The following is a 19,902-nucleotide window of genomic DNA, read 5'->3' on the forward strand; positions in this document are numbered from 1 at the left end:
GGTTAAAAACTCACCGGTTTGTCGATGATGGATTTATGCTTGCCAAGATTGCCGTGGGCGACCATCGAGCCGAGCGCCTCGACGACGACGCGCACGCCGAACAGCGCCGTGATGTCCGACGTGTCGTAGGGCGGCGAAACCTCGACCACTTCCAGTCCGCAAATGCCGGGCGCCGTCACCAGCCCAAGCAACTTGAGCGCCTCGCGCGGCAGGAAGCCGCCCGGCTCCGGCCAGCCCGTGCCGGGCACGAAACCGCAATCGAGGCTGTCGACGTCGAAGGAGATGTAGACGGCGTCGGTGTCTTTCCATGCGAGTTCGAGCGCGATTTCCGCCGCCTTCTCGAGGCCCATCTGTTCGATGTCGGCAATGGTCAGCACGTTGGTGCCGCGCTTCCTCGCCTCGGCGACGCCGTAGCGGGGAACCTGCCAGCCGCCGATGCCGAGCTGGACGAGATTGGTCGCCGAGACGTTCGGCAGGTTGGTGGCCCAGTACCAGGGCGTGGTGTGCATGCGCTCGTCGAGATCCTTTTCCTGGATGTCGATATGGCGGTCGAAATGGATGATGCCGATGCGCTTCGAGGTCACGTCGGCGATGCCGCGCACGCAAGGGAAACCGATCGAATGGTCGCCGCCCAGCATGATCGGCAGCGCGCCGGACGAGGCGACATGGCTGACGCCCTTTGTGATCTGGTCGAAGCTCTTTTCGAGGTTGGCGGGAATGGTGAAGACGTCGCCGGCGTCGCACAGCGTCATCTGCTCGCGCAGGTCAACGCCAAGCTCGTAGTTGTACGGCGTGTAAAGCGCCGAGATGCGACGAATGCCTTGCGGGCCGAAGCGGGTTCCCGGCCGGTAGGTGGTGCCGCTGTCGAAAGGAATGCCGATGACGGCTGCATCATATTTGCCGACATCGCGAACGTTCTCGACATAGGGCGCCTTGAGAAAGGTGTTGATGCCGGCGAAATGCGGCAGCTCGCCGCGCGCGAATGTCGGGATCGATTTGTCGACGATCGACTCAGATCCCGGCAGACCCATGTCGAGCGCCCATTGCTGCTCCTTGCGCCAGCCGCTTTCCGACAGCTTGCCCTCGGCCTCGATCGACTTCCAGCCCTGCGTTCCGCGGGCATCGAAATCCGGATGGTGGAAGCGTTCCATGGCCTCCCGGGCGACGAGCCCTGCCCGGCGGTGGCTGCGTTCGGGGATATTTCTGGACATTCACGGTCTCCGTTACGACGCCGTCGTCGCCATTGCTTCATCCGGCCGGGTCGTCCCGACCATCGCGGCCACCTTGGCCAAGTGATGAGAGGAAGCCCGGGTCTTGCGATCGAGCTTCAAGTCGTAGGTGATCGTCGCGCCATAAGCGGACGGAAACTGCGGATCGTGGCGCACCTTGTCGAAGACCAGCACGCGGGTGCCGAGCTTGAAGGCCTCGCCGATATCGTGGGTGACCATCACCACCGTCATGCCATGCTCGGTCCAGAGCTCGGTGAGCAGCTCGTGCATCTCGACGCGGATGCCCGGATCGAGCGCACCGAACGGTTCGTCGAGAAGCAGGATCTGCGGACGGCCGAGTAAGGTCTGCGCAATCGCCAGCCGCTGCTGCATGCCGCCGGAAAGCGATGCCGGATAAAGGTCGCGCGCATGAGCAAGCCCGACCCGTTCCAGCATGGTTTCGGCCTCTTGCCTGGCGTTTGCGCGCCTGGCGCCGAAGACGCGGCCAAACGGCCCCCCCGAGCGAAAGTCTTCGACCAGCAGCAGGTTCTGGAGGGCGGTCAGATGCGGAAACACCGAATAGCGCTGAAAGACGATGCCACGCTGCGGCGTCGGCTCTGGAACGATTGGGCCATCGCCGACGATGACAACGCCACTGCTCTGCTGCTCCTGGCCGAGCAGGATGCGCAGGAACGTCGATTTTCCGCAGCCGCTGGCGCCGACCAGCGACAGGAATTCGCCGGCTTCGGCGGTGACATTGACCCGCTCGAGCACGCGGGCATCGCCGTAGCTCTTTTCCAGCCCACGGACGACGATGCGGCTCATCTGGCCTCCACCGGATGCGCCCAAGGGGAGACCGCCCGCGACAGCCGCACCAGCAGCCAATCGGTGATGACGGCAAGCAGCGTGATCCAGGCGACATAGGGCAGGATGACGTCCATCGAGAGATAGCGGCGGACGAGGAAGATGCGGTAACCCAGCCCCTCGGTCGAGGCGATGGCTTCGGCGGCGATCAGGAACAGCCAGGCCGGCCCGAGCGCCAGCCGCACGCAGGTGATGAGGCGTGGCATGACTTGCGGCAGCACCAGCCGCAAGACCATGGTCCAGCTGTTGCCGCCAAGCGTCTGCGCCTTGGCCACCAGTTCAGACGGTAACTCCATCACCCGGTTGGCGATGTCGCGCACCATCACGGGCGCGACGCCAAGGGCGATCAGCGTGATCTTGGCCGTTTCACCGAGGCCGAGCGCGATGAACAGGATCGGCAGCAGCGCCAGCGGAGGGATGACGCAGACGACGGTGACGAACGGCAGCAGGAAGGCTCGCACCCGTGGAATGAAGCCGATGGCGATGCCAAGCGAAAGCGCCGCGAACGTGGCCACGCCCACGCCCGCGAACAGCCTGAGGAGACTGGCATAGGTGTCGACCCACAGGATAAGGTCGCCGGAGCGTTTGTCCGGAACCGTGGCAAGGTCAAGAAAGGCCGACCACATCTGTGCCGGTGAAGGCAGCAGCTTGTCGCTGGGATTGACGGCCAGTCGTTGCCCCGAAGCGATCAGATAGGTAATCGCCACGAACAAGAACGGCAAGCCGCCAAGGAACAAGGCGCTGCCGCGCGAGACCTTCGCATTGATCATGCGAAGACGCACTCTCGGCCTTGGCCGGGAAGGGCGCATGGTGCCCTCCCCGTTCGTCTCGGAGACTTCATCCCTGGCACTCATTTTCTTGGCCAGCATGTCGCGTCAGGGCGTTGCGGTTGGGGCCTCGGCCATGAAGGCTGGATCGAAACGCAGCTTGACGTTGTTGGCGTCGCCGAGCGTGGATCCGTCGGGAAAGCTCATGCCGACCACGTCGACACTCGTCGCGTTGGTACCGAGGATGCCGTGGCTGAACAGGAAGTTGCGGACAAGATCCATCGTCTTCGGCAATTCGGTGCCGTTGGTGAACTCGACCGCCTTGGCCGGGTCGAAAAACATTGCCGTCGAGGCGAGCTGCGCGTCGAAGCCGGCGAGGTCGGTGCCGGACGCCTTGGCCATCTCCTCCTTGGCTGCCTTGCCTTCCGGCGTGTCGGAGGTCATCAGGTCCATCACTTCGTACCACGCGCCGACAAGCGCCTTGCCCAATGCCGGATTGTCCTTCAGCGTCTCGGTGTTGACGACCATCATGTCGATGATCTCACCGGGAATCTGCGCGGAATCGAAAACCTTGTGCGCACCCGGCATGGCGACGATCTCGGAAACCAGCGGGTTCCAGGTAACGACCGAGGTGACGTCGCTGGTGCCATAAGCGGCGACCATGTCGGCGTCGGATGTGTTGACGACGGTGATGTCCTTCTCGGCGAGCTTGACCGTGTCCAGCGCCCGCGCCAGCAGGTAATGCGAGACGGAGAGCTCGACGAGATTGACCTTCTGGCCGGCAATGTCGGCGAGCGCTGCCTTGTCCTTGAGGATCACCGCATCATTGCCGTTGGAGAAGTCGCCGATGATCAAGGCGGTGGTGTCGACGCCGCCGCCAGCGGGGATCGACAGCGCGTCCATGTTGGTCATCGAACAGCCGTCGAAACCGCCGGCGGTGTACTGGTTGATGCTTTCGACATAGTCGTTGATGCGGGTGATCTCGACATTGATGCCGTTCTTGTCGGCCCATTTCTTCATGATGCCGCTGTCGGAGAGATAGCCCCACGGCATCCAGCCGACATAGATCGACCAGCATATCTTGAAGTCTTTCTTGGGCGCCGCGTCGGCGGCGGAAACGATGGGAAGGCTGAGTGATGCGGCTAGGATGATTGCGGCCAGCTTGCAAAGCATTGCGTACCCCTGTTCGCGATCCGGATTGCGACCGGACTTAATGTTGGGGTTTGCGAGCGCGCATCCGGGAGAGGTTCGCGCCAGCAAACCCGTGCAGGGTTCTCCCGGGATTTTGGCCCGCCGTGTTCCGCCGGATGCCTCAGTGCATCCCTGGCGGTCGCATCTCTTGGACCAGCACCGCTTTGTCGCGGCCGGAACCCTAGACGCTCTGCACACCATCAACGAAGCAAGGAGCATGCCAAAGCCCAATTATGCCGAAAGGCCGGCATTTGTGGAGCTGTGCGGCTTCGAGCGTTCGCTTGAGTGACGCGAAAATCATCGCTTCGCCGACGGATTGGGCAGTTTGCCTGATTGCTAGTGGTCAAAATCTGACGCTTGGTTCCGGGGCCGTTAGCCCGCTCAGGGTGGGAAGGAGACCTAACTCACCAGCTCTCCGACGGCGCGTGTGCGCCAGGGGCGGTCCTTCAAGCCGCTGTTATGGAACGACCTGTGTTGGGCCGTTTGCCGACCGGCCGTTTCTGGCATCCAAAAAGCGATAGCGGACATTCCACCGTTCGGTCCGAGGTCCCTGACTGACTCACAGCGGACACTAGATTGGCGGCAATCGCCAGTCTTCTGTCGCAACCTGCAAATGAATAAGACAGCGGGCGTGCCCATATCCGCTGATGAACGGCAGGGAGGGCCTGACCCTCACCCCGGCCGCAAGCATCGAGAAGGAGCAAGTCATGCCCACCACCAAGCGCCGCGCGCTGATCCTCATCTCTTCGGCCCGACAGCTGCCGCTGGCCGAACCGGCCGACGTCAAGTCGATCTCGACAGGGTTCTTCCTGGTCGAGATGGCTCAAATACTCAAGGAGTTCGAGAACGACTACGAGTTCACCTTCGCCACCCCCGACGGCAAAGCCCCGCAACTCGACATCAACGGCATGGCCCTGTCCGTGCAATCCATCGAGCAGACCGGCGCCAAGACCATCCCCCTTCGTATGCAGCAGCGCCGCAGCTCGTTCGACGTCAACAACTTCCGGCAGCGCCACCCCGAGTTGGTCGCCCGCCGCGAGCAGGAAGTCCAACTGCTGGAGCGGCACATCGGCCGAGTCCCGGTCTCCGAACTATTGCCGAACAGCGAGCCGGAACTCGCCGCATATCGCCCCGAGCTGATCCGCCGCCTCGACAAGATTCCCGAGCGCACCTTCCACTCGCTGCAGGAACTCGTCCAGCGTCACCGCGACCCGGCCGACCCGTTCACTTTCGCCGACTTTGACTTCATCCACACCCCCGGCGGTCACGCCCCCATGGTCGACTTCCGTGACAACCCGTGGCTCGGCGAAACCCTTCACGTAGCCAGGGAGAACGGCGTCGTCATCTCGCTGATCTGCCCCGCGCCTGTGGCAGTGACCTCCACCCGGCAGCGTGTCGACGCGCAGGGCACCCCCTACCTCGTCAGCGAGAACCCGTTCCTCGCCGCCACCATCTCGACCGTCCCCACGATTGGCGAGCTGTTCGCGCTGCGGTTCCTCTACCCACGCGTCCCCGGCAAGAAGACCCGAACCTCCTACTTCGTCGACAAGGCCATCAAGGAAGCTGGCTTCACGCTCGCGACCTCTCTCAACATCGCCGCCCCGCTACTGGCCTACGAGCCGTCCGTGCGGCTGCTCACCGGCAACGGCCCGCAGGCCATCGACCAGCAGGCCGCCAAGCTGCGCAGCGTCCTCATCGGCACCCGGGCCGCCCGGCGCGCCAGCGGCAAGCAGCTGAGCGAGCAAGCTTGACCGTCCACCTTGCCAACCACACACTGTACGACCCGGTCGAGAAGATGGATCCGACAGCGGCGCCCATATGCCCCCACTACGGGCGACTGAAAGGCCTGCCATGACACGGCTACCAATCGACAGATGCAAAATCCCGCAGGCCTTTTGGCGCGCGGTAGAGCGGGCTGGCATCTCGCCGGCGGCACTGCTGAGGCAAGCGCGGTTGCCTGCGACCCTCCACATTTCTGAAGACGCCTGGGTCACCACCGCACAACACTTCCAACTCTGGCAGGCACTGGAAGAGCTGTCGGGTGACCCTGCGATCGGGCTGCATATGACCGTGGCGGCCGATACAACGGTCCATCCCCCTGCGACCATGTCCGCCTTTTTTGCGAAGGACTTCCGCGATGGCCTCAACCGTCTTGCCAGGTTCAAGCGGCTTTGCACCCCGGAAGAGCTGCACATAGTAGAGCGTGATGGTGAGGCTCTTGTCAGCTTCCACTGGATCCACGCCGTTGGCCCGGAGCCTGACGTGGCGGCCGATGTGACGTTTGCAGCAATCCTTGAACTGGGACGACGCGGCACAGGTCGTCACATCGTCCCGGTGCGAGTGGAAATGACCCGACAAGGCCCAACAACCCGAGCGCACAGGGAGTACTTCGGCGCACCAATAACCTTCGGGGCGACCAGGAACCAGCTGGTGCTTCACGCCGATGACCTGGATCGACCGTTCGCCGGGCACAATCCCGAGCTACTCGCCATCCTTACCCCGGCACTGTCGGCCTCGCTTGACGAAATCGATGCGCAAAACTCGTTGCCGGAACAGGTGAAGATTGTCCTGAAGCGGCGGCTGGCCAGTGGCAAGCCCGAACTTGCGGACGTGGCCAACGCCCTGGGAATGAGCGAACGCACGTTGCAGCGCCGTATTTCGGAATCCGGGACGAGCTTCCGGCAGCTTCTGGAAACGTCGCGCCAAGAGGTTGGTCGCGAAATGCTCGCCAGTGGCGTGAACGCGGCCGACGAGATTGCCTATCTGTTAGGGTATCAGGATACCAGCTCGTTCTATCGTGCTTTTCGCGAATGGGAAGGCGTCACCCCCGCACGGTGGCGCGAGCAGAACATTGAGGCCCCTCGCCCAAATTAGAGATTGGCAGCCATCGCCAGTTTTCTGTCGCAACCTGCAAATGAATGCGACAGGGGGCCCGCCTACCTCCGGACAGGTGCACAATGCACACAAAAATCAAGAGGTATTTCGATGTCGAAAATCTGGTTCATCACAGGTGCTAATCGCGGCTTTGGCCGAGTTTGGGCGGAGGCCGCACTCAGGCGTGGCGACAGGGTTGCCGCGACGAGCCGCCAGCCTCAGGCCTTGCAGGATCTCGTTACTCAATTCGGCGATGCGGTCCTGCCCCTGCGGCTGGATGTGACCGATCGCGCCGCCGCATTTTCCTCTGTCGAACAGGCTGCCAAAACATTTGGTGGTCTCGACGTTGTCGTCAACAATGCCGGCTACGGCCTCTTCGGCGCGGTCGAAGAAGTCACGGAGCAGCAGGTGCGGGATCAGCTTGAAGTGAATTTCTTCGGTGTGCTGAACGTAACCCAGGCTGTCTTGCCCATCCTGCGCAAGCAGGGGCATGGCCACATCATCCAAGTATCCAGCATCGGTGGCCTGATGTCCTACCCCAATCTGGGGGCCTATCACGCCTCCAAATGGGCGGTCGAAGGCCTCACCGAATCGCTCGCGCAGGAGGTTGCCCCGTTCGGCATCAAAGTGACGTTGATGGAACCGGGCGGCTATGCCACCGACTGGGGCAGGGGCTCGGCCGTCCACGCCAACCCGGCGCCACAGTATGAACCCCTGCGCCGTGGCCAGGCAGACATCTGGGCCAACCTGCCTGCGGAGTTCATTGGCAAACCGACTGCGACGGGTCCGGCGATCCTTCAGGTCGTCGATGCCGCCGAGCCTCCGACCCGGATATTTTTCGGCCTCACCCCAACCAGAAACATCGTCGATATCTACCCCAAGCGCCTCCAGACCTGGAAGGATCGGGAGGCGGTTTCGATCGCGGCCAACGGCCACTGAGGCAGAAGCCTGCGGGGCTCGCCGATTGGCGGCCCCGCGCAGGTCGAACGACCCGCCACTGTCCGCTTCTGGCGCAACCGAGACCTCCGGCTACGTCGCGGGCAATGTCTGCTTACGGGAAGTAACCAGCGGAGTTCTACGACCGACATGAGGCGCAGAGCTGCCATTCGCTACACGCAAGACATAGGTCGCCTCGGGGTCAAAACGGTATTCCGTTTCGGGTACCAAGCGTCAGGTTTTGACCACTAGGAAGACACTTCGATCGAATCCGCCGCCGGTTTCACCGGGTCAACCGCGGCAAAAACGGCGCTCGCCTCGCTGACGATGGAAACGTGATCCTTGGCTGCATGTCCTGCGGCAGCGCCGTCGCCGCGCATGATCGCGGTAACGATGACGTCATGCTCCTGCCAGGATTTGGCCAGGCGGCCCGGCAGCATGAATTGCGCGCGCCGGAACGGCGCCAGCCGGCTGCGGGTCATGACGGTCAGTTCGTAGATGTGTTTGCTGTGCGCGCCGCGATAGAGCCGGGTGTGGAACTCGGTGTTGAAATACTCGTAGTCCTCCTCCGCACCCAACTGCACGAGGCGCGCCGATGCCTGATGCTCGAGCTCCAGCGCGCGGCGCTCGGCGGTGGTCATGCGCTCGGCTGAGAAGCGTGCGCAGATCGCTTCAAGCTCGGCCATACTCTCGAACATCGAGGCAAGATGCTCCTGCGTCACCACGGCGACGGTGGCGCCGCGGTTGGGCCGCCTTTCGACCAGCCCCATGGCGCTCAGCCGACCAAGCGCCTCCCTGACAGGGGTGCGCGACACGTCGAAACGGGCAGCGAGCGAGGCCTCGTCGAGCTTTTCGCCGGGGCGCAGAAAGCCGGTGACGATCCGGTCGCCGATCGCCCTCACCATCTGATCGACGGTCGTGCCCGACCTGATCAAGCTGCGCTTCCCCGACAATTTTCCTCCGTCCAGGCTTTGCAGAGTCGAGTGGCTCGCCGGAAGTTTCGACTCGGACGTGTCCTCTATGCCTCTATTTTAATCTACCTGTCAAACTGACTATTAGAAAGGCAAAAAGTGTATGCAATTGCCTTTCGCTTAAGCAGGACTGGTCTGTGTATCGACTGATTTCATTTGATAAATTTTATCTTTCGAACTGGCACGGTGATTGCATGCACTTTTACGAGAAGGGAATTAATCGACCCGGAAAAGGGTCCAACAGGGAGCATCCACATGACCGAGAGATTCACGCTTAGCCGCCGCGAACTGCTCAAGACCTCCGCTGCCGGAGCGGCGCTCGGTCTGGCCTCGGCGTCATTCCCGATCAGCAGGGCGTTCGCCGCTGCCGTCACTGTCGGCTTTATCTATGTCGGACCCAAGGACGACTACGGCTATAACCAGGCGCATGCCGAGGGTGCCGCCACATTGAAGGCCATCGAGGGCATCTCCGTGGTCGAGGAGGAGAATGTCCCCGAGACGGTCGATGTCCAGAAGACGATGGAATCGATGATCAACCTCGACGGCGCCTCGCTGATCTTCCCGACCTCCTTCGGCTATTTCGATCCGCACATGCTGGCCATGTGCGCGAAATTCCCCGACGTGCAGTTCCGCCATTGCGGCGGCATGTGGAACAAGGACAAGCATTCGATGAATGCCGGTTCCTATTTCGGCTATATCGGCATGGGCCAGTATCTCAACGGCGTCGCCGCCGGCCACGCCACCAAGACCAAGAAGCTCGGCTTCGTCGCCGCAAAGCCGATTCCGCAGGTCCTGCTCAACATCAATTCCTTCCTGCTTGGCGCACGCTCGGTCGACCCGGCAATCACCTGCCAGGTGATCTTCACCGGCGAATGGTCGCTGGCCGTCAAGGAGGCGGAAGCCACCAATGCACTGGTCGATCAGGGTGCCGACGTCATCACCTGCCATGTCGACAGCCCGAAAGTGGTGGTCGAAACGGCGGCGGGACGCCGCGCCTTCATCTGCGGCTATCATGCCAATCAGAGCCCGCTGGCGCCCGAAAAATATCTGACCGGCGCGGAATGGAACTGGGCGAAGGTCTACAAGATGTTCGTCGACGACCTCATGGCCGGCAAGCCGCTGCCCAATTTCACGCGCGGCGGACTGGCCGACGGCTTCGTCAAGATGAGCCCGCTCGGCCCCGCCGTCAGCGAGGCGGCGCGCGCACAGTTCGACGGCACGCTCGCCGAAATGATGAAGGGCGGCTTTTCCGTGATCAAGGGGCCGTTGAAGAACAACAAGGGCGACGTTGTCGCAACCGAGGGCCAGACCTTCGTCGAAGCCGCGATCGAGCTGGAAAGCATGGACTATCTCGTCGAGGGTGTCGTCGGCTCGACCGCTTGATCAGGGATCGGAGACGGGGGCCATGGCAGACACGGTGACCAGTGCGGGCATGCCGGCGATGCTCGGCGCCCAGGGCTTTCCGACGGCGCTCGAATGGATCGCCCGGCGGGCGGAAGCCTTCGTCATTCCGCTCGCGGCGCTGATCGTCGGCATGATCCTGTTCAGCCTGTTCATCGCGCTGGTCGGCAAGTCGCCCGTGCAGCTCTATGAAACGATGTGGCGCGGCGGCTTCGGCTCGTGGTTCTCGATCCAGAACTCGCTGTCGCGGGCCGCACCCTTGCTGCTTGCGGCGCTCTGCGTGGCACTGCCGGCCCGGCTCGGCCTGGTCGTCATCGGCGGCGAAGGCGCGATCGTGCTGGGCGGTGTTGCCGCCGCTGCGATGGGCGTGGCCACTAGCGGCGCCCCCGCCTTTTTCGTTATTCTTGCCATGGGCGTGGCGGGCCTGGCCGCCGGCGGCATCTGGATCGGTGCCGTCGGCGCGCTACGCCACTACCGTGCCGTCAACGAAACCATATCGAGCCTTTTGATGGCCTATATCGCCATCGCCCTGATGAACCATCTGGTGGAAGGGCCGCTGCGCGATCCCGCCTCGCTCAACAAACCCTCGACCGAGCCGCTGGCGGAGGCCTACCGCATTGGCAACATTCCGGGCATGGACGTGCATTGGGGCCTGGTCGTCGGCGTCATCGCCTGCGTTCTGTCCTGGCTGCTGATCGAAAAGACCCGCTGGGGCTTCGCCGCCCGCATCGCCGGCGGCAATGTCAGGGCAGCACAGGTGCAGGGGCTTGCCGTCGGACCGCTGATCGTCGGTTTCACCGCGCTGGCCGGCGGCTTCGCCGGCCTTGCCGGCATGCTGGAAGTCGCCGCCGTGCAAGGCAGCGCCAACGCCTCGCTCGCCACCGGCTATGGGTATACCGGTATCCTGGTCGCCTTCCTCGCCCGCCACAATCCGCTCGCCATCATCCCGGTCGCCTTCCTGCTTGGCGGCATCGACGCCTCCGGCGGGCTGATCCAGCGCCGCATGGACCTGCCCGACGCCACCGTGCTGGTGCTGCAGGGCATGCTCTTCGTCGTCATCCTGTTCAGCGAAACCTTCTACGGCCGCTTCAAGGCCTTCAATCCCGACCTCTGGCAGAGGCCCGATCTGTTGAAGGGAACTGCCTGATGGACGCAACCGAGATCGGCCTCTGGGGCGTTCCGCTCGCCATGCTCGGCGGCGCCATCCGCGTCTCGACGCCCTTCATCTTCGTGTCGCTGGGCGAAGCCATCACCGAGCGTTCGGGGCGCATCAATCTCGGCCTCGAGGGCACGCTGGTGTTCGGCGCGATGACCGCTTATGCCGTGGCGGTTATGACCGGCTCGCCATGGCTCGGTCTGCTGGCTGCCGCCGCCGCCGGTCTTTGTTTCGGCCTGTTCCATGGCTGGATCTGCAAATTCCGTGGGGTTAACGACATCGCCATCGGCATTGCGCTGATGCTGTTCGGCTCGGGTCTCGCCTTCTTCTTCGGCAAACCGTTCATCCAGCCTTCGGCGGCCGACCTGCCGGCGATCCCCTTTGGCGGCTGGTCCGATATTCCGCAGGTGCAGGCGGCACTCAATGTCAACGTGCTGTTCCTGATCGGCGCGGCACTTGCCGTGTTCCTGTGGTGGGCTTTCCGCAACACCCGCGCCGGCCTGATCGTGCGCGTGGTCGGCGACAGTTCCGACGCCGCGCGCGCCATGGGCCTCAACCCGAATACGGTGCGCCTCATCGCCACCGGTATCGGCGGTGCGCTGGCCGGTATCGGCGGCGCCTATCTGTCGCTCTACTATCCCGGCAGTTGGACCGAAGGCATTTCGTCGGGACAGGGGCTGATGGCGGTGGCGCTGGTCATCTTCGCGCACTGGAACCCGCTCGGCTGCTTTGCCGCCGCGCTGCTGTTCGGCGGCGCCGGCGCGCTGGGCCCGGCGCTGCAATCGGTCGGGGTGACGCAAGGCTACTATCTGTTCTACGCCGCACCTTACATCCTCACGCTCATCATCATGATCGCCACCTCGTCGCCGAGCCGTTCGCTCGCCGGCGCGCCGGGCGAACTGTCGATCACCAAATGACGTTTCCAGACTGGAGTTTTTCTGAATGAACGCCAGAGCAGAGATCACGCAGCGCTATATCGACGCCGATCCCTATCCATGGCCCTACAATGGCGAGCTTCGGCCCGACAACACGGCGCTGATCATCATCGACATGCAGACCGATTTCTGTGGTCCGGGCGGCTATGTCGACCATATGGGCTACGATCTCTCGCTGGTGCGGGCGCCGATCGAACCGATCAAGTCGGTTCTGTCGGCCATGCGGGCGAAGAGCTACACCATCATCCACACGCGCGAGGGCCACCGGCCCGATCTCGCCGACCTGCCGGCCAACAAGCGCTGGCGCTCGCGCCGCATCAATGCCGGCATCGGCGATCCCGGACCTTGCGGGCGCATCCTGGTGCGCGGCGAGCCGGGCTGGGACATCATCCCCGATCTCTATCCGGCCGAAGGCGAGCCGATCATCGACAAGCCGGGCAAGGGCTCGTTCTGCGCCACCGACCTGGAATTGATCCTCAACCAGCGCGGCATCGAAAACATCGTGCTCACCGGCATCACCACCGATGTCTGCGTGCACACGACGATGCGCGAGGCCAACGACCGCGGCTTCGAATGCGTGATGCTGGAGGATTGCTGCGGGGCGACCGACTACGGCAACCATCTCGCCGCGATCAAGATGATCAAGATGCAAGGCGGCGTGTTCGGCGCTGTGTCGAACTCGGTGTCCTTCGTCGCCCAGTTGCCATGAGGTTCGACCATGAGTGACCGCAAAAAAGCAGTCGGCGTCGAGACCATCGGCATGACAATGCGCTTCGGCGCCTTCACCGCGCTGGACGACGTGTCGATCAAGGTGCCGGCGGGATCGTTCCATGCGCTGCTTGGCGAAAACGGCGCGGGCAAGTCGACGCTGGTCAAATGCATCATGGGTTTTTATCACCCGACCGCCGGCGACATTCTGGTCGACGGCCGCGAGGTCACGATCGCCAGTCCAAAGGACGCCTCGGCGCTCGGCCTCGGCATGGTCTACCAGCATTTTACCCTTGTCCCGTCCCTGACGGGTGCGGAAAACCTGGTCATTTCGCGCGAGAAGGTGCCTGATATCATCGACTGGCGCAAGGAGCGCGCCGCACTTGCCCAATTCATGGAGCGGATGCCGTTCAAGCTGCCGCTCGACATCAAGGTGGCCGAACTCGCCGCCGGCGAGAAACAGAAGCTCGAAATCATCAAGCAGCTTTATCTCGGCCGCAGTTTTCTGGTGCTGGATGAGCCGACGTCGGTGCTGACCCCCGGCGAGGCGCAGGAAGTGCTCGGCCTCGTGCGCGGCATGACCAAGGCGGGCGACCTCACCGTGCTGATGATCTCGCACAAATTCCACGAGGTGACTGCGTTCACCGACGACATCACGGTGCTGCGCAAGGGCAGACTGACGGGAACGGGGAAAGTATCGGAGCTGTCTCACAAGCAGATGGCGGCGATGATGATCGGCGACCAGCCGATTGCCGTGCTCGACAGCCGCTCTCCCGTGCCTGTCGGCGCCCGGCAAATCCTGACGGTGAAGGCACTGAAGGCGCCCGACCGAACCGGCCTGAAGACCATCAATATAGGCGAGCTCGATGTGAAATCCGGCGAGATCGTCGGTGTCGCCGGCATTTCCGGCAACGGCCAGAAGGAGTTTCTAGAGGTCCTTGCCGGGCAGCGCACGCGTAATGCCGGCGACGTGCTGGTGAAGGGCTCGCCCTATGGCGCCAGCCGTGCCGAGGCCCGCACGCTCAATGTTCGTTTCATCCCGGAGGAGCCGTTGCGCAATGCCTGCGCGCCAAGGATGACGGTGGCGGAAAACATGGCTTTCCGGACCTTCGACCTGAACGAGGCCGGCAAGCCGATAAGCTGGATCCGGATGAGCGCCATCAGGGACTATGCGACGCGCCTGGTCGAGCAGTTCAAGGTCAAGACGGCCTCGCTCGCCTCGGCGATTTCGTCGCTCTCCGGCGGCAATGTGCAGCGCGCGGTGCTCGCCCGCGAACTGACCGGCGAGGTCGATCTTCTCATCGTGTCGAACCCCTGCTTCGGCCTCGACTTCTCTGCCGTCGCCGAAATCCGCGCCCGTATCATGCGGGCACGCAACGCCGGCGCCGCCGTGCTGTTGATGTCGGAGGACCTCGACGAATTGCTGGAGCTCTCCGACCGCATCTTCGTCATGTCCGACGGCGCGCTGGTCTACGAGACGCCGATCGCCCAGGCGAGCGTCCAGACGATCGGCGAGCATATGGCGGGACATCACTGATGGCGGAGATCGACGCGCTGCCGTTTCCGTTTGCCTTCAAGCCCGAGGCGATGGCGCTGGTGGTCATCGACATGCAGCGCGATTTTGCCGAGCCGGGCGGCTTCGGCGCCAGCCTCGGCAACGACGTCAGCCGGGTGGTGGCGATCGTGCCGACGGTGAAAAGGCTGATCCAGGGATTTCGCGCAGCCGGCCTGCCGGTCATCCACACGATGGAGTGCCATCGGCCTGATCTCTCGGATCTGCCGCCGGCCAAGCGCAATCGCGGCAATCCGTCGGTCAGGATCGGCGATGTCGGCCCCATGGGCCGTGTGCTGATCGTCGGCGAGCCGGGAACGGCGATCCTCGACGAGCTTGCTCCGCTGCCTGGCGAAATCGTCATCGAGAAACCTGGCAAGGGCGCGTTCTACGCCACCAGCTTCGGTGAGGACCTGAAGCGGCTCGGCGTGCAGCAACTGGTCTTCGCCGGGGTTACGACGGAAGTCTGTGTCCAGACGACGATGCGCGAGGCCAACGACCGCGGCTATGAATGCCTGCTGGCCGAGGATGCGACGGAGAGTTACTTTCCGGAATTCAAGGCGGCCGCGCTGGCCATGATCAGGGCGCAGGGCGCGATCGTCGGCTGGACGGGAACGACGGACCAGGTGCTCAAGGGAATTGCCGATGCCTAACATTGCATACCCGGCTCTCATCCATGGGGGCTGGCGTGATCTGGCATTCGAGCATTTTCGCGACGGCATCACGGTGCATTGGCTGCTCAAGGGCGGACCGGCCGAACCGTCCGTCGCCATCCTGAACTATCGGCCCGGCGCCGGCGTGCCGCGCCATCGTCATGTCGGGCTGGAAACCATCGTCGTGCTGGAAGGCATCCAGAGCGACGAGAACGGCGACTATCCTGCCGGAAGCGTGATCCTGAACCTGGTCGGGACCGAGCATTCGGTGTGGACGAACGACGGCTGCGTCGTGCTGATCCAGTGGAATCTGCCGGTGGTCATTCTGGACGAGACGAAATGAGCGACATCCGCTTCGATATCGGCAGCCTGCACGCGGCCTATGCCTCCGGCATGTCGGTTAAAGCCGTGATTGAAACCGTGTTTGCGCGCATCGCGGAAGCGGACGATCCCGGCATCTTCATCCATCTGGCGAGCAAGGCCGAGATGCTCGCCGAAGCCGAAGCACTCGGCGGATTCGATCCCGTGGCAAAGCCGCTCTGGGGCGTGCCGTTCGCGGTCAAGGACAACATCGATGTTGCCGGCATGCCGACTACGGCGGCCTGCGCCGAATATGCCTACTTGCCGGCGAAAGACGCCACCGTCGTCGCACGTTTGAGGGCGGCCGGCGCGCTGGTCGTCGGAAAAACCAATCTCGACCAATTCGCCACCGGTCTCGTCGGCGTGCGCACGTCCTATCCGATACCGAGAAACGCGATCGATCCGAAACTGGTGCCGGGCGGTTCCTCGTGCGGCTCGGCCGTGGCGACGGCCCACGGCATCGTCTCGTTTGCGCTCGGAACGGACACCGCGGGATCCGGCCGTATTCCCGCCGGCCTCAACAACATCGTCGGGCTGAAGCCGACGGTCGGCGCGCTGTCGGCCGCCGGCGTCGTGCCGGCCTGCCGTACGCTCGACTGCGTCTCCGTCTTCGCGCTCACCGTTGATGACGCCTACAGCGTCCTCAGAGCCGCGGCAGCAAAGGATGACGCCGATCCTTATTCGCGCTCCATCGCGGCGCCGCCGCTCGGTCCGCGCCCACCCGTGCTGTCTGTCGGCGTTCCGGCAAAGATGGGCCGGGAATTTTTTGGCGACGCGGCCATGCAGGCGGGATTCGAAACGGCGCTGCGGACGCTGGAACAACTCGGCTGCCGATTGGTCGAAATCCCCTTCGGCGATTTCTACGCCACCGCCAACCTGCTTTACGAAGGCGCCTGGGTGGCCGAGCGCTATGCGGCGATCGCGGATTTCATGGAAGCGAACGAAGCGATCATGCATCCAGTGACGCGCACAATCATCGGTGGAGCGCGAAAGCTCTCCGCGGCAGACGCTTTCAACGGCCTCTATGCGCTGCAGGCCTACAAGGCCAGGCTGGCGCCTGTCATCGCCTCGGTCGACCTTTTCTGCGTGCCGACGGCGCCGACGCACTATTCGCTGGAGGCTGTTTTGGCCGATCCGATCGTCACCAACAGCCGGCTCGGCACCTACACCAACTTCGTCAATCTGCTCGACATGTGCGGCATCGCCGTGCCGACGGCCAAGCGCGACGACGGCTTGCCGATGAGCGTTACCTTGCTTGCCGCCGCCGGCAAGGACGCCCTGACGGCGTCGCTGGCCCGCGATCTGCATGCAGCCAGCAGCCTCGGCCTTGGCGCGACTGGCTGGGCGATGCCTGCCTGCGTAGCCACGACCCCTGACTTCAATGACGGCATGATCGAGCTCGTGGTCGTCGGCGCGCATTTGTCGGGAATGCCGCTCAACGGCCAGCTCTGCGCGCTGGGCGCGCGATTGAGCAGAGCCGCCAGGACGGTTGCTTCCTATCAGCTCTACGCACTCGCCGGCCAATCCGTGCCGAAGCCCGGGCTCGTGCGTGTTGCCGATGGCAACGGGAAGTCGATCGATGTCGAGGTTTGGCGGCTTTCAGCAGACGCGTTCGGACGCTTCGTGGCCGCGATCCCGCCGCCGCTCGGCATAGGCACGATCGAGCTCGATGACGGGACATCGGCCAAGGGCTTCCTGGTCGAAACCGCGGGGTTGTCACGAGCTATCGACATTTCGGCCTATGGCGGTTGGCGCAGCTTTATCGCAAAGGTCGGCGCCCGCTGCTGAAATACGTGCCCTGGTCAACCCCTATCTCGTGCGGTACACGCGCTGAAGACGATGTGTTGCGCTGTCTCGCGAACATCGGGATATCGTGGGTCTGGCGGCCATCACTCAAGTTCCGTGCAGGACATTTGCAGCTTGGAGAAGGGTTGCCAGGATCAGAACGCGGTCGGGCAATGCATGTGTTCGGCTGGGCCTACTCGGATTACAACGCCGTGAATTGTCGTTGGGCGGGAAACCAGCGTGAAGAATCGGCTCTGACGCCTTCGCCAACGGAGCGCGAAAAAAATGGCCGGGCTCGAATACGGCCCGGCCAAAAGAAGGTTACAACCTTCAGAGGTGAACGCCGTTCAGCGGAATGGGAGGAAACCGCCGAACGGTGTTACCTGTTTGAGCTTGTTTGAGCGGGTTGGCGACGAACAAAATTCCAAAAGCCGGCGGGATAGCGAAAATTCCTGTTCTATTTGCTCTGACCTCTTCAGACGAGTGATGCCCTTGTCTCAAGTAGATCGGCATAGTGCCGGCGCGCCACGTCAGGATGCGAGCGCAGGCGACTTTTCAGCACGTTGGTTCCGACGTCGCGAAAAATTGGGTTGTCCGGATCGCTCGCCGGTCCGCGCGCCTCGGCAGCCAGTTCTTCAGGCAGGGAGAGCAACGGGATCGTCGCATCGAGCCGGGCGCTGAAGAAGAATGGAACGGAAATTCGCTCGATACCAGCCGGCGGCGTGACGACACGGTGCACCGTTGCCCTGAGATAACCGTTCGATGCCAGTTCGAGGAGCTCGCCGATGTTGACCACCAGCGTTCCGGGGCTGGGATCCACATTTACCCAGCTTCCGTCATATTCGACCTGCAGTCCCTTGTTCTCGTCCTGAAGCAGGAGCGTCAGGAAGCCGCCGTCCTTGTGTGCGCCGACACCCTGGTCATCGCCGGTTGCGTCGCGTCCGGGATAGCGCACGATCTTCATGCGAAGGTTGGGCTCACCGCAATAGATCGGATCGAAAGCGTCCTCGGCCTGGTCGAGCGACAGCGCGAACGCCTTCAGCAGGCGGACTGCCACCGCCGTCGCCTTGGTCTGCCATGCCAGCAGTGCGGACTTGAGGTGCGGCAGGGCCGAAGGCCACTGGTTCGGCCCTTGCAGCCGCGTCCAGGCCGGAATGCCCGGCCCCTGTGGTATGGGTCGACGCTCGACACCGATGTCGAGCTGTTCGCGCCAATCGGCCTTGCCCTTGGTCAGTTCGCCACCGGTGCGCGTGTAGCCGCGGAATTGCGGGGACTTGACCATTTCGATGGCCAGCTTTTCGGCTTCCGGCAAGGCAAAGAACCGGCGCGAGGCGTCGAGCACCTCGTCAATTTCCACAGCCGAAATTCCATGGCCGCTGAGATAGAAGAAGCCGACATCGCGGGCCGCCGTGCGCAGGTCGAACAGAAAAGTCCGATGCTCCGACGCGCCCTGTTCGAGACGGCTGAGATCGAGCACGGGTACAATCCTGGCCATGGTCAACCTCCTCCTGCCTCAGGCTTGATCAGGCCTTTACGGTGACACGCACGTCGTTGCGATCAAAGCAACGCCCGATCCAATCTCGATGCAAATGGAAGAAAGTCCGCTATGCGTTTGGCGGCCGGCAGGCAAATAACGTCCGAACTGGGTGTTCCATGACACGATGGCGCCATGGCCACAAAACTTGCGTGAAACGCCGTAACCCCGACTGATGCATTGCCGTCTGATCTGGACTCTCAGCCCGATGAACTCTGTTGGAATGAAACGGTCTTTGCTCCAGCAGCTTCGGCATCGAGCGGTCTCTTGATCCCAGCTTCCCATGGATATACATATCGCTTAACGTATATCCATAGGAGAGTGTGATGCAGGTCGCCAAATGGGGCAACAGCCTCGCTGTCCGTCTTCCTGCCGTCGTGGTCGAGGCCCTCGAACTCAAAGAAGGCGATGAGATTGAAATCCATGTCGCCGAAGCCCGACGACTCGGCGTCGCGCGCAAACCTGCGCGCGAGGAATTGCTGAAGCGGCTTCGCGCCTTCCGCGGTCGCCTTCCCGCCGACTTCAAGTTCGATCGGGATGAGGCGAATGCCCGGTAGCTTCTTCGACACCAATGTCCTTGTCTATATCGCGTCGGGCGATTCCGTAAAAGCCGACCAGGCGGAGATGGCCATCGCCGCTGGCGGCGCGATCAGCGTGCAGGTTCTCAACGAGCTCTCCAATGTCGCCCGCCGCAAAATGCGGCTGTCGTGGATGGAGACCTACGCGTTTCTGTCCACGCTACGCGGCCTGCTGACCGTCCATCCCATCACCATCGAGACGCACGAGACCGGGCTGGCGCTGGCCGAGCGTTACAGCTTTTCCATTTACGATGCCATGATCGCCGCCGCAGCGCTTCACGCTGACTGCGACACACTGTGGTCAGAGGATATGCAGCATGGGATGGCGCTCGACGAAGGGCTGCGTATCGCCAATCCGTTTCGGCCAAGTGCCTGATCCTTCGCGGATTTCCTCGCCGCGCTGCGGCGGCGTCGGACCTCGGCGTGAAT

General features: G+C 63.0%; 19 protein-coding genes and 1 riboswitch. Of the genes, 13 read left to right on the plus strand and 6 right to left on the minus strand.

The features are described 5' to 3' along the window. Positions 1-2 precede the first annotated feature (2 nt). From NKH12_RS01790 to NKH12_RS01805, 4 genes are all read right to left on the minus strand, one after another. Positions 3-1,211 (minus strand): agmatinase family protein, encoded by a 1,209-nt coding sequence (locus NKH12_RS01790; RefSeq protein ID WP_502910726.1) that lies wholly within the window; start codon positions 1,209-1,211, stop codon positions 3-5. Positions 1,212-1,223: 12 nt separating this feature from the next. Then, entirely contained in the window at positions 1,224-2,033 is an 810-nt protein-coding gene (locus NKH12_RS01795; RefSeq protein ID WP_352951610.1) for an ATP-binding cassette domain-containing protein, read from the minus strand. Further along, a complete protein-coding gene (locus NKH12_RS01800) occupies positions 2,030-2,842 on the minus strand; it encodes an ABC transporter permease (RefSeq protein WP_352951611.1) in 813 nt (270 codons plus the stop codon). Before NKH12_RS01800 ends, NKH12_RS01795 begins: the two co-directional genes overlap by 4 nt. 105 nt (positions 2,843-2,947) lie before the next feature. Continuing rightward, positions 2,948-4,012: a putative urea ABC transporter substrate-binding protein gene (locus NKH12_RS01805; RefSeq protein WP_352951612.1), complete on the minus strand. Its 1,065-nt coding sequence runs from the start codon at positions 4,010-4,012 to the stop codon at positions 2,948-2,950. Positions 4,013-4,111: 99 nt separating this feature from the next. Continuing rightward, positions 4,112-4,226, minus strand: a riboswitch (guanidine-I (ykkC/yxkD leader). A 511-nt stretch (positions 4,227-4,737) separates the two neighbouring features. Here NKH12_RS01805 and NKH12_RS01810 point away from each other — a divergent pair. The 3 genes from NKH12_RS01810 (at position 4,738) to NKH12_RS01820 (ending at position 7,843) form a co-directional block, all read left to right on the plus strand. After that, positions 4,738-5,781 carry a type 1 glutamine amidotransferase family protein gene (locus NKH12_RS01810; RefSeq protein WP_352951613.1) on the plus strand — a complete coding sequence of 348 codons (1,044 nt, stop codon included), beginning with the start codon at positions 4,738-4,740 and terminating at the stop codon, positions 5,779-5,781. A 100-nt stretch (positions 5,782-5,881) separates the two neighbouring features. Further along, positions 5,882-6,904, plus strand: a complete 1,023-nt coding sequence (locus NKH12_RS01815; protein ID WP_352951614.1) for an AraC family transcriptional regulator — start codon at positions 5,882-5,884, stop codon at positions 6,902-6,904. A 111-nt stretch (positions 6,905-7,015) separates the two neighbouring features. Next, positions 7,016-7,843 (plus strand): SDR family NAD(P)-dependent oxidoreductase, encoded by an 828-nt coding sequence (locus tag NKH12_RS01820; protein ID WP_352951615.1) that lies wholly within the window; start codon positions 7,016-7,018, stop codon positions 7,841-7,843. Positions 7,844-8,088: 245 nt separating this feature from the next. Here the strand turns inward: NKH12_RS01820 and NKH12_RS01825 are convergent, their stop codons facing one another. After that, a complete protein-coding gene (locus NKH12_RS01825; RefSeq protein ID WP_352951616.1) occupies positions 8,089-8,775 on the minus strand; it encodes a GntR family transcriptional regulator in 687 nt (228 codons plus the stop codon). A gap of 291 nt (positions 8,776-9,066) precedes the next feature. Between NKH12_RS01825 and NKH12_RS01830 the strand changes: the two genes are divergently transcribed. Genes NKH12_RS01830 through atzF form a run of 8 tightly spaced genes read left to right on the plus strand, consistent with a single transcriptional unit; the run spans position 9,067 to position 17,364 of the window. Beyond that, positions 9,067-10,194, plus strand: a complete 1,128-nt coding sequence (locus NKH12_RS01830; RefSeq protein WP_352951617.1) for a BMP family ABC transporter substrate-binding protein — start codon at positions 9,067-9,069, stop codon at positions 10,192-10,194. Between the two features lie 58 nt (positions 10,195-10,252). Then, on the plus strand, positions 10,253-11,359 hold the full coding sequence (locus NKH12_RS01835; protein ID WP_502910731.1) for an ABC transporter permease: 1,107 nt from the start codon (positions 10,253-10,255) through the stop codon (positions 11,357-11,359). Continuing rightward, complete coding sequence (locus NKH12_RS01840) at positions 11,359-12,285, plus strand: ABC transporter permease (protein ID WP_352951618.1); 927 nt, start codon at positions 11,359-11,361, stop codon at positions 12,283-12,285. The genes NKH12_RS01835 and NKH12_RS01840 overlap by 1 nt, the downstream gene beginning before the upstream one ends. Positions 12,286-12,310: 25 nt before the next feature. After that, positions 12,311-13,012, plus strand: a complete 702-nt coding sequence (gene biuH / locus NKH12_RS01845) for a biuret amidohydrolase (RefSeq protein ID WP_352951619.1) — start codon at positions 12,311-12,313, stop codon at positions 13,010-13,012. Positions 13,013-13,021: 9 nt separating this feature from the next. Then, complete coding sequence (locus NKH12_RS01850; RefSeq protein ID WP_352951620.1) at positions 13,022-14,548, plus strand: ABC transporter ATP-binding protein; 1,527 nt, start codon at positions 13,022-13,024, stop codon at positions 14,546-14,548. After that, complete coding sequence (locus tag NKH12_RS01855; RefSeq protein ID WP_352951621.1) at positions 14,548-15,216, plus strand: cysteine hydrolase family protein; 669 nt, start codon at positions 14,548-14,550, stop codon at positions 15,214-15,216. Before NKH12_RS01850 ends, NKH12_RS01855 begins: the two co-directional genes overlap by 1 nt. Next, positions 15,209-15,559, plus strand: coding sequence for a cupin domain-containing protein (locus NKH12_RS01860; RefSeq protein WP_352951622.1), 351 nt, complete (start codon positions 15,209-15,211; stop codon positions 15,557-15,559). Before NKH12_RS01855 ends, NKH12_RS01860 begins: the two co-directional genes overlap by 8 nt. Next, entirely contained in the window at positions 15,556-17,364 is a 1,809-nt protein-coding gene (atzF, locus tag NKH12_RS01865) for an allophanate hydrolase (protein ID WP_352951623.1), read from the plus strand. Before NKH12_RS01860 ends, atzF begins: the two co-directional genes overlap by 4 nt. A 472-nt stretch (positions 17,365-17,836) precedes the next feature. On the opposite strand, the gene NKH12_RS01870 is transcribed toward atzF, so the two are convergent. Beyond that, a complete protein-coding gene (locus tag NKH12_RS01870; protein WP_352951624.1) occupies positions 17,837-18,856 on the minus strand; it encodes an isopenicillin N synthase family dioxygenase in 1,020 nt (339 codons plus the stop codon). A gap of 365 nt (positions 18,857-19,221) precedes the next feature. Here NKH12_RS01870 and NKH12_RS01875 point away from each other — a divergent pair, with 365 nt between their 5' ends. Beyond that, complete coding sequence (locus NKH12_RS01875) at positions 19,222-19,452, plus strand: AbrB/MazE/SpoVT family DNA-binding domain-containing protein (RefSeq protein ID WP_095495128.1); 231 nt, start codon at positions 19,222-19,224, stop codon at positions 19,450-19,452. Then, positions 19,442-19,849 (plus strand): PIN domain-containing protein, encoded by a 408-nt coding sequence (locus NKH12_RS01880; RefSeq protein WP_352951625.1) that lies wholly within the window; start codon positions 19,442-19,444, stop codon positions 19,847-19,849. The genes NKH12_RS01875 and NKH12_RS01880 overlap by 11 nt, the downstream gene beginning before the upstream one ends. Positions 19,850-19,902: the final 53 nt, after the last annotated feature.

The sequence above is a fragment of the Mesorhizobium sp. M1322 genome, assembly GCF_040318085.1.
Classification (GTDB): domain Bacteria; phylum Pseudomonadota; class Alphaproteobacteria; order Rhizobiales; family Rhizobiaceae; genus Mesorhizobium.

Excerpts from the sequence above, each read along its gene's own strand:
- NKH12_RS01835 (WP_502910731.1), top strand. The coding sequence starts at position 10,253 with ATGCTCGGCGCCCAGGGCTTTCCGACGGCGCTCGAATGGATCGCCCGG.
- NKH12_RS01855 (WP_352951621.1), top strand. The coding sequence starts at position 14,548 with ATGGCGGAGATCGACGCGCTGCCGTTTCCGTTTGCCTTCAAGCCCGAG.
- NKH12_RS01860 (WP_352951622.1), top strand. The coding sequence starts at position 15,209 with ATGCCTAACATTGCATACCCGGCTCTCATCCATGGGGGCTGGCGTGAT.
- NKH12_RS01880 (WP_352951625.1), top strand. The coding sequence starts at position 19,442 with ATGCCCGGTAGCTTCTTCGACACCAATGTCCTTGTCTATATCGCGTCG.
- NKH12_RS01875 (WP_095495128.1), top strand. The coding sequence starts at position 19,222 with ATGCAGGTCGCCAAATGGGGCAACAGCCTCGCTGTCCGTCTTCCTGCC.
- NKH12_RS01870 (WP_352951624.1), bottom strand. The coding sequence starts at position 18,856 with ATGGCCAGGATTGTACCCGTGCTCGATCTCAGCCGTCTCGAACAGGGC.
- NKH12_RS01815 (WP_352951614.1), top strand. The coding sequence starts at position 5,882 with ATGACACGGCTACCAATCGACAGATGCAAAATCCCGCAGGCCTTTTGG.
- biuH (WP_352951619.1), top strand. The coding sequence starts at position 12,311 with ATGAACGCCAGAGCAGAGATCACGCAGCGCTATATCGACGCCGATCCC.
- atzF (WP_352951623.1), top strand. The coding sequence starts at position 15,556 with ATGAGCGACATCCGCTTCGATATCGGCAGCCTGCACGCGGCCTATGCC.
- NKH12_RS01795 (WP_352951610.1), bottom strand. The coding sequence starts at position 2,033 with ATGAGCCGCATCGTCGTCCGTGGGCTGGAAAAGAGCTACGGCGATGCC.
- NKH12_RS01840 (WP_352951618.1), top strand. The coding sequence starts at position 11,359 with ATGGACGCAACCGAGATCGGCCTCTGGGGCGTTCCGCTCGCCATGCTC.
- NKH12_RS01810 (WP_352951613.1), top strand. The coding sequence starts at position 4,738 with ATGCCCACCACCAAGCGCCGCGCGCTGATCCTCATCTCTTCGGCCCGA.
- NKH12_RS01790 (WP_502910726.1), bottom strand. The coding sequence starts at position 1,211 with ATGTCCAGAAATATCCCCGAACGCAGCCACCGCCGGGCAGGGCTCGTC.
- NKH12_RS01850 (WP_352951620.1), top strand. The coding sequence starts at position 13,022 with ATGAGTGACCGCAAAAAAGCAGTCGGCGTCGAGACCATCGGCATGACA.
- NKH12_RS01805 (WP_352951612.1), bottom strand. The coding sequence starts at position 4,012 with ATGCTTTGCAAGCTGGCCGCAATCATCCTAGCCGCATCACTCAGCCTT.
- NKH12_RS01820 (WP_352951615.1), top strand. The coding sequence starts at position 7,016 with ATGTCGAAAATCTGGTTCATCACAGGTGCTAATCGCGGCTTTGGCCGA.
- NKH12_RS01800 (WP_352951611.1), bottom strand. The coding sequence starts at position 2,842 with ATGATCAATGCGAAGGTCTCGCGCGGCAGCGCCTTGTTCCTTGGCGGC.
- NKH12_RS01830 (WP_352951617.1), top strand. The coding sequence starts at position 9,067 with ATGACCGAGAGATTCACGCTTAGCCGCCGCGAACTGCTCAAGACCTCC.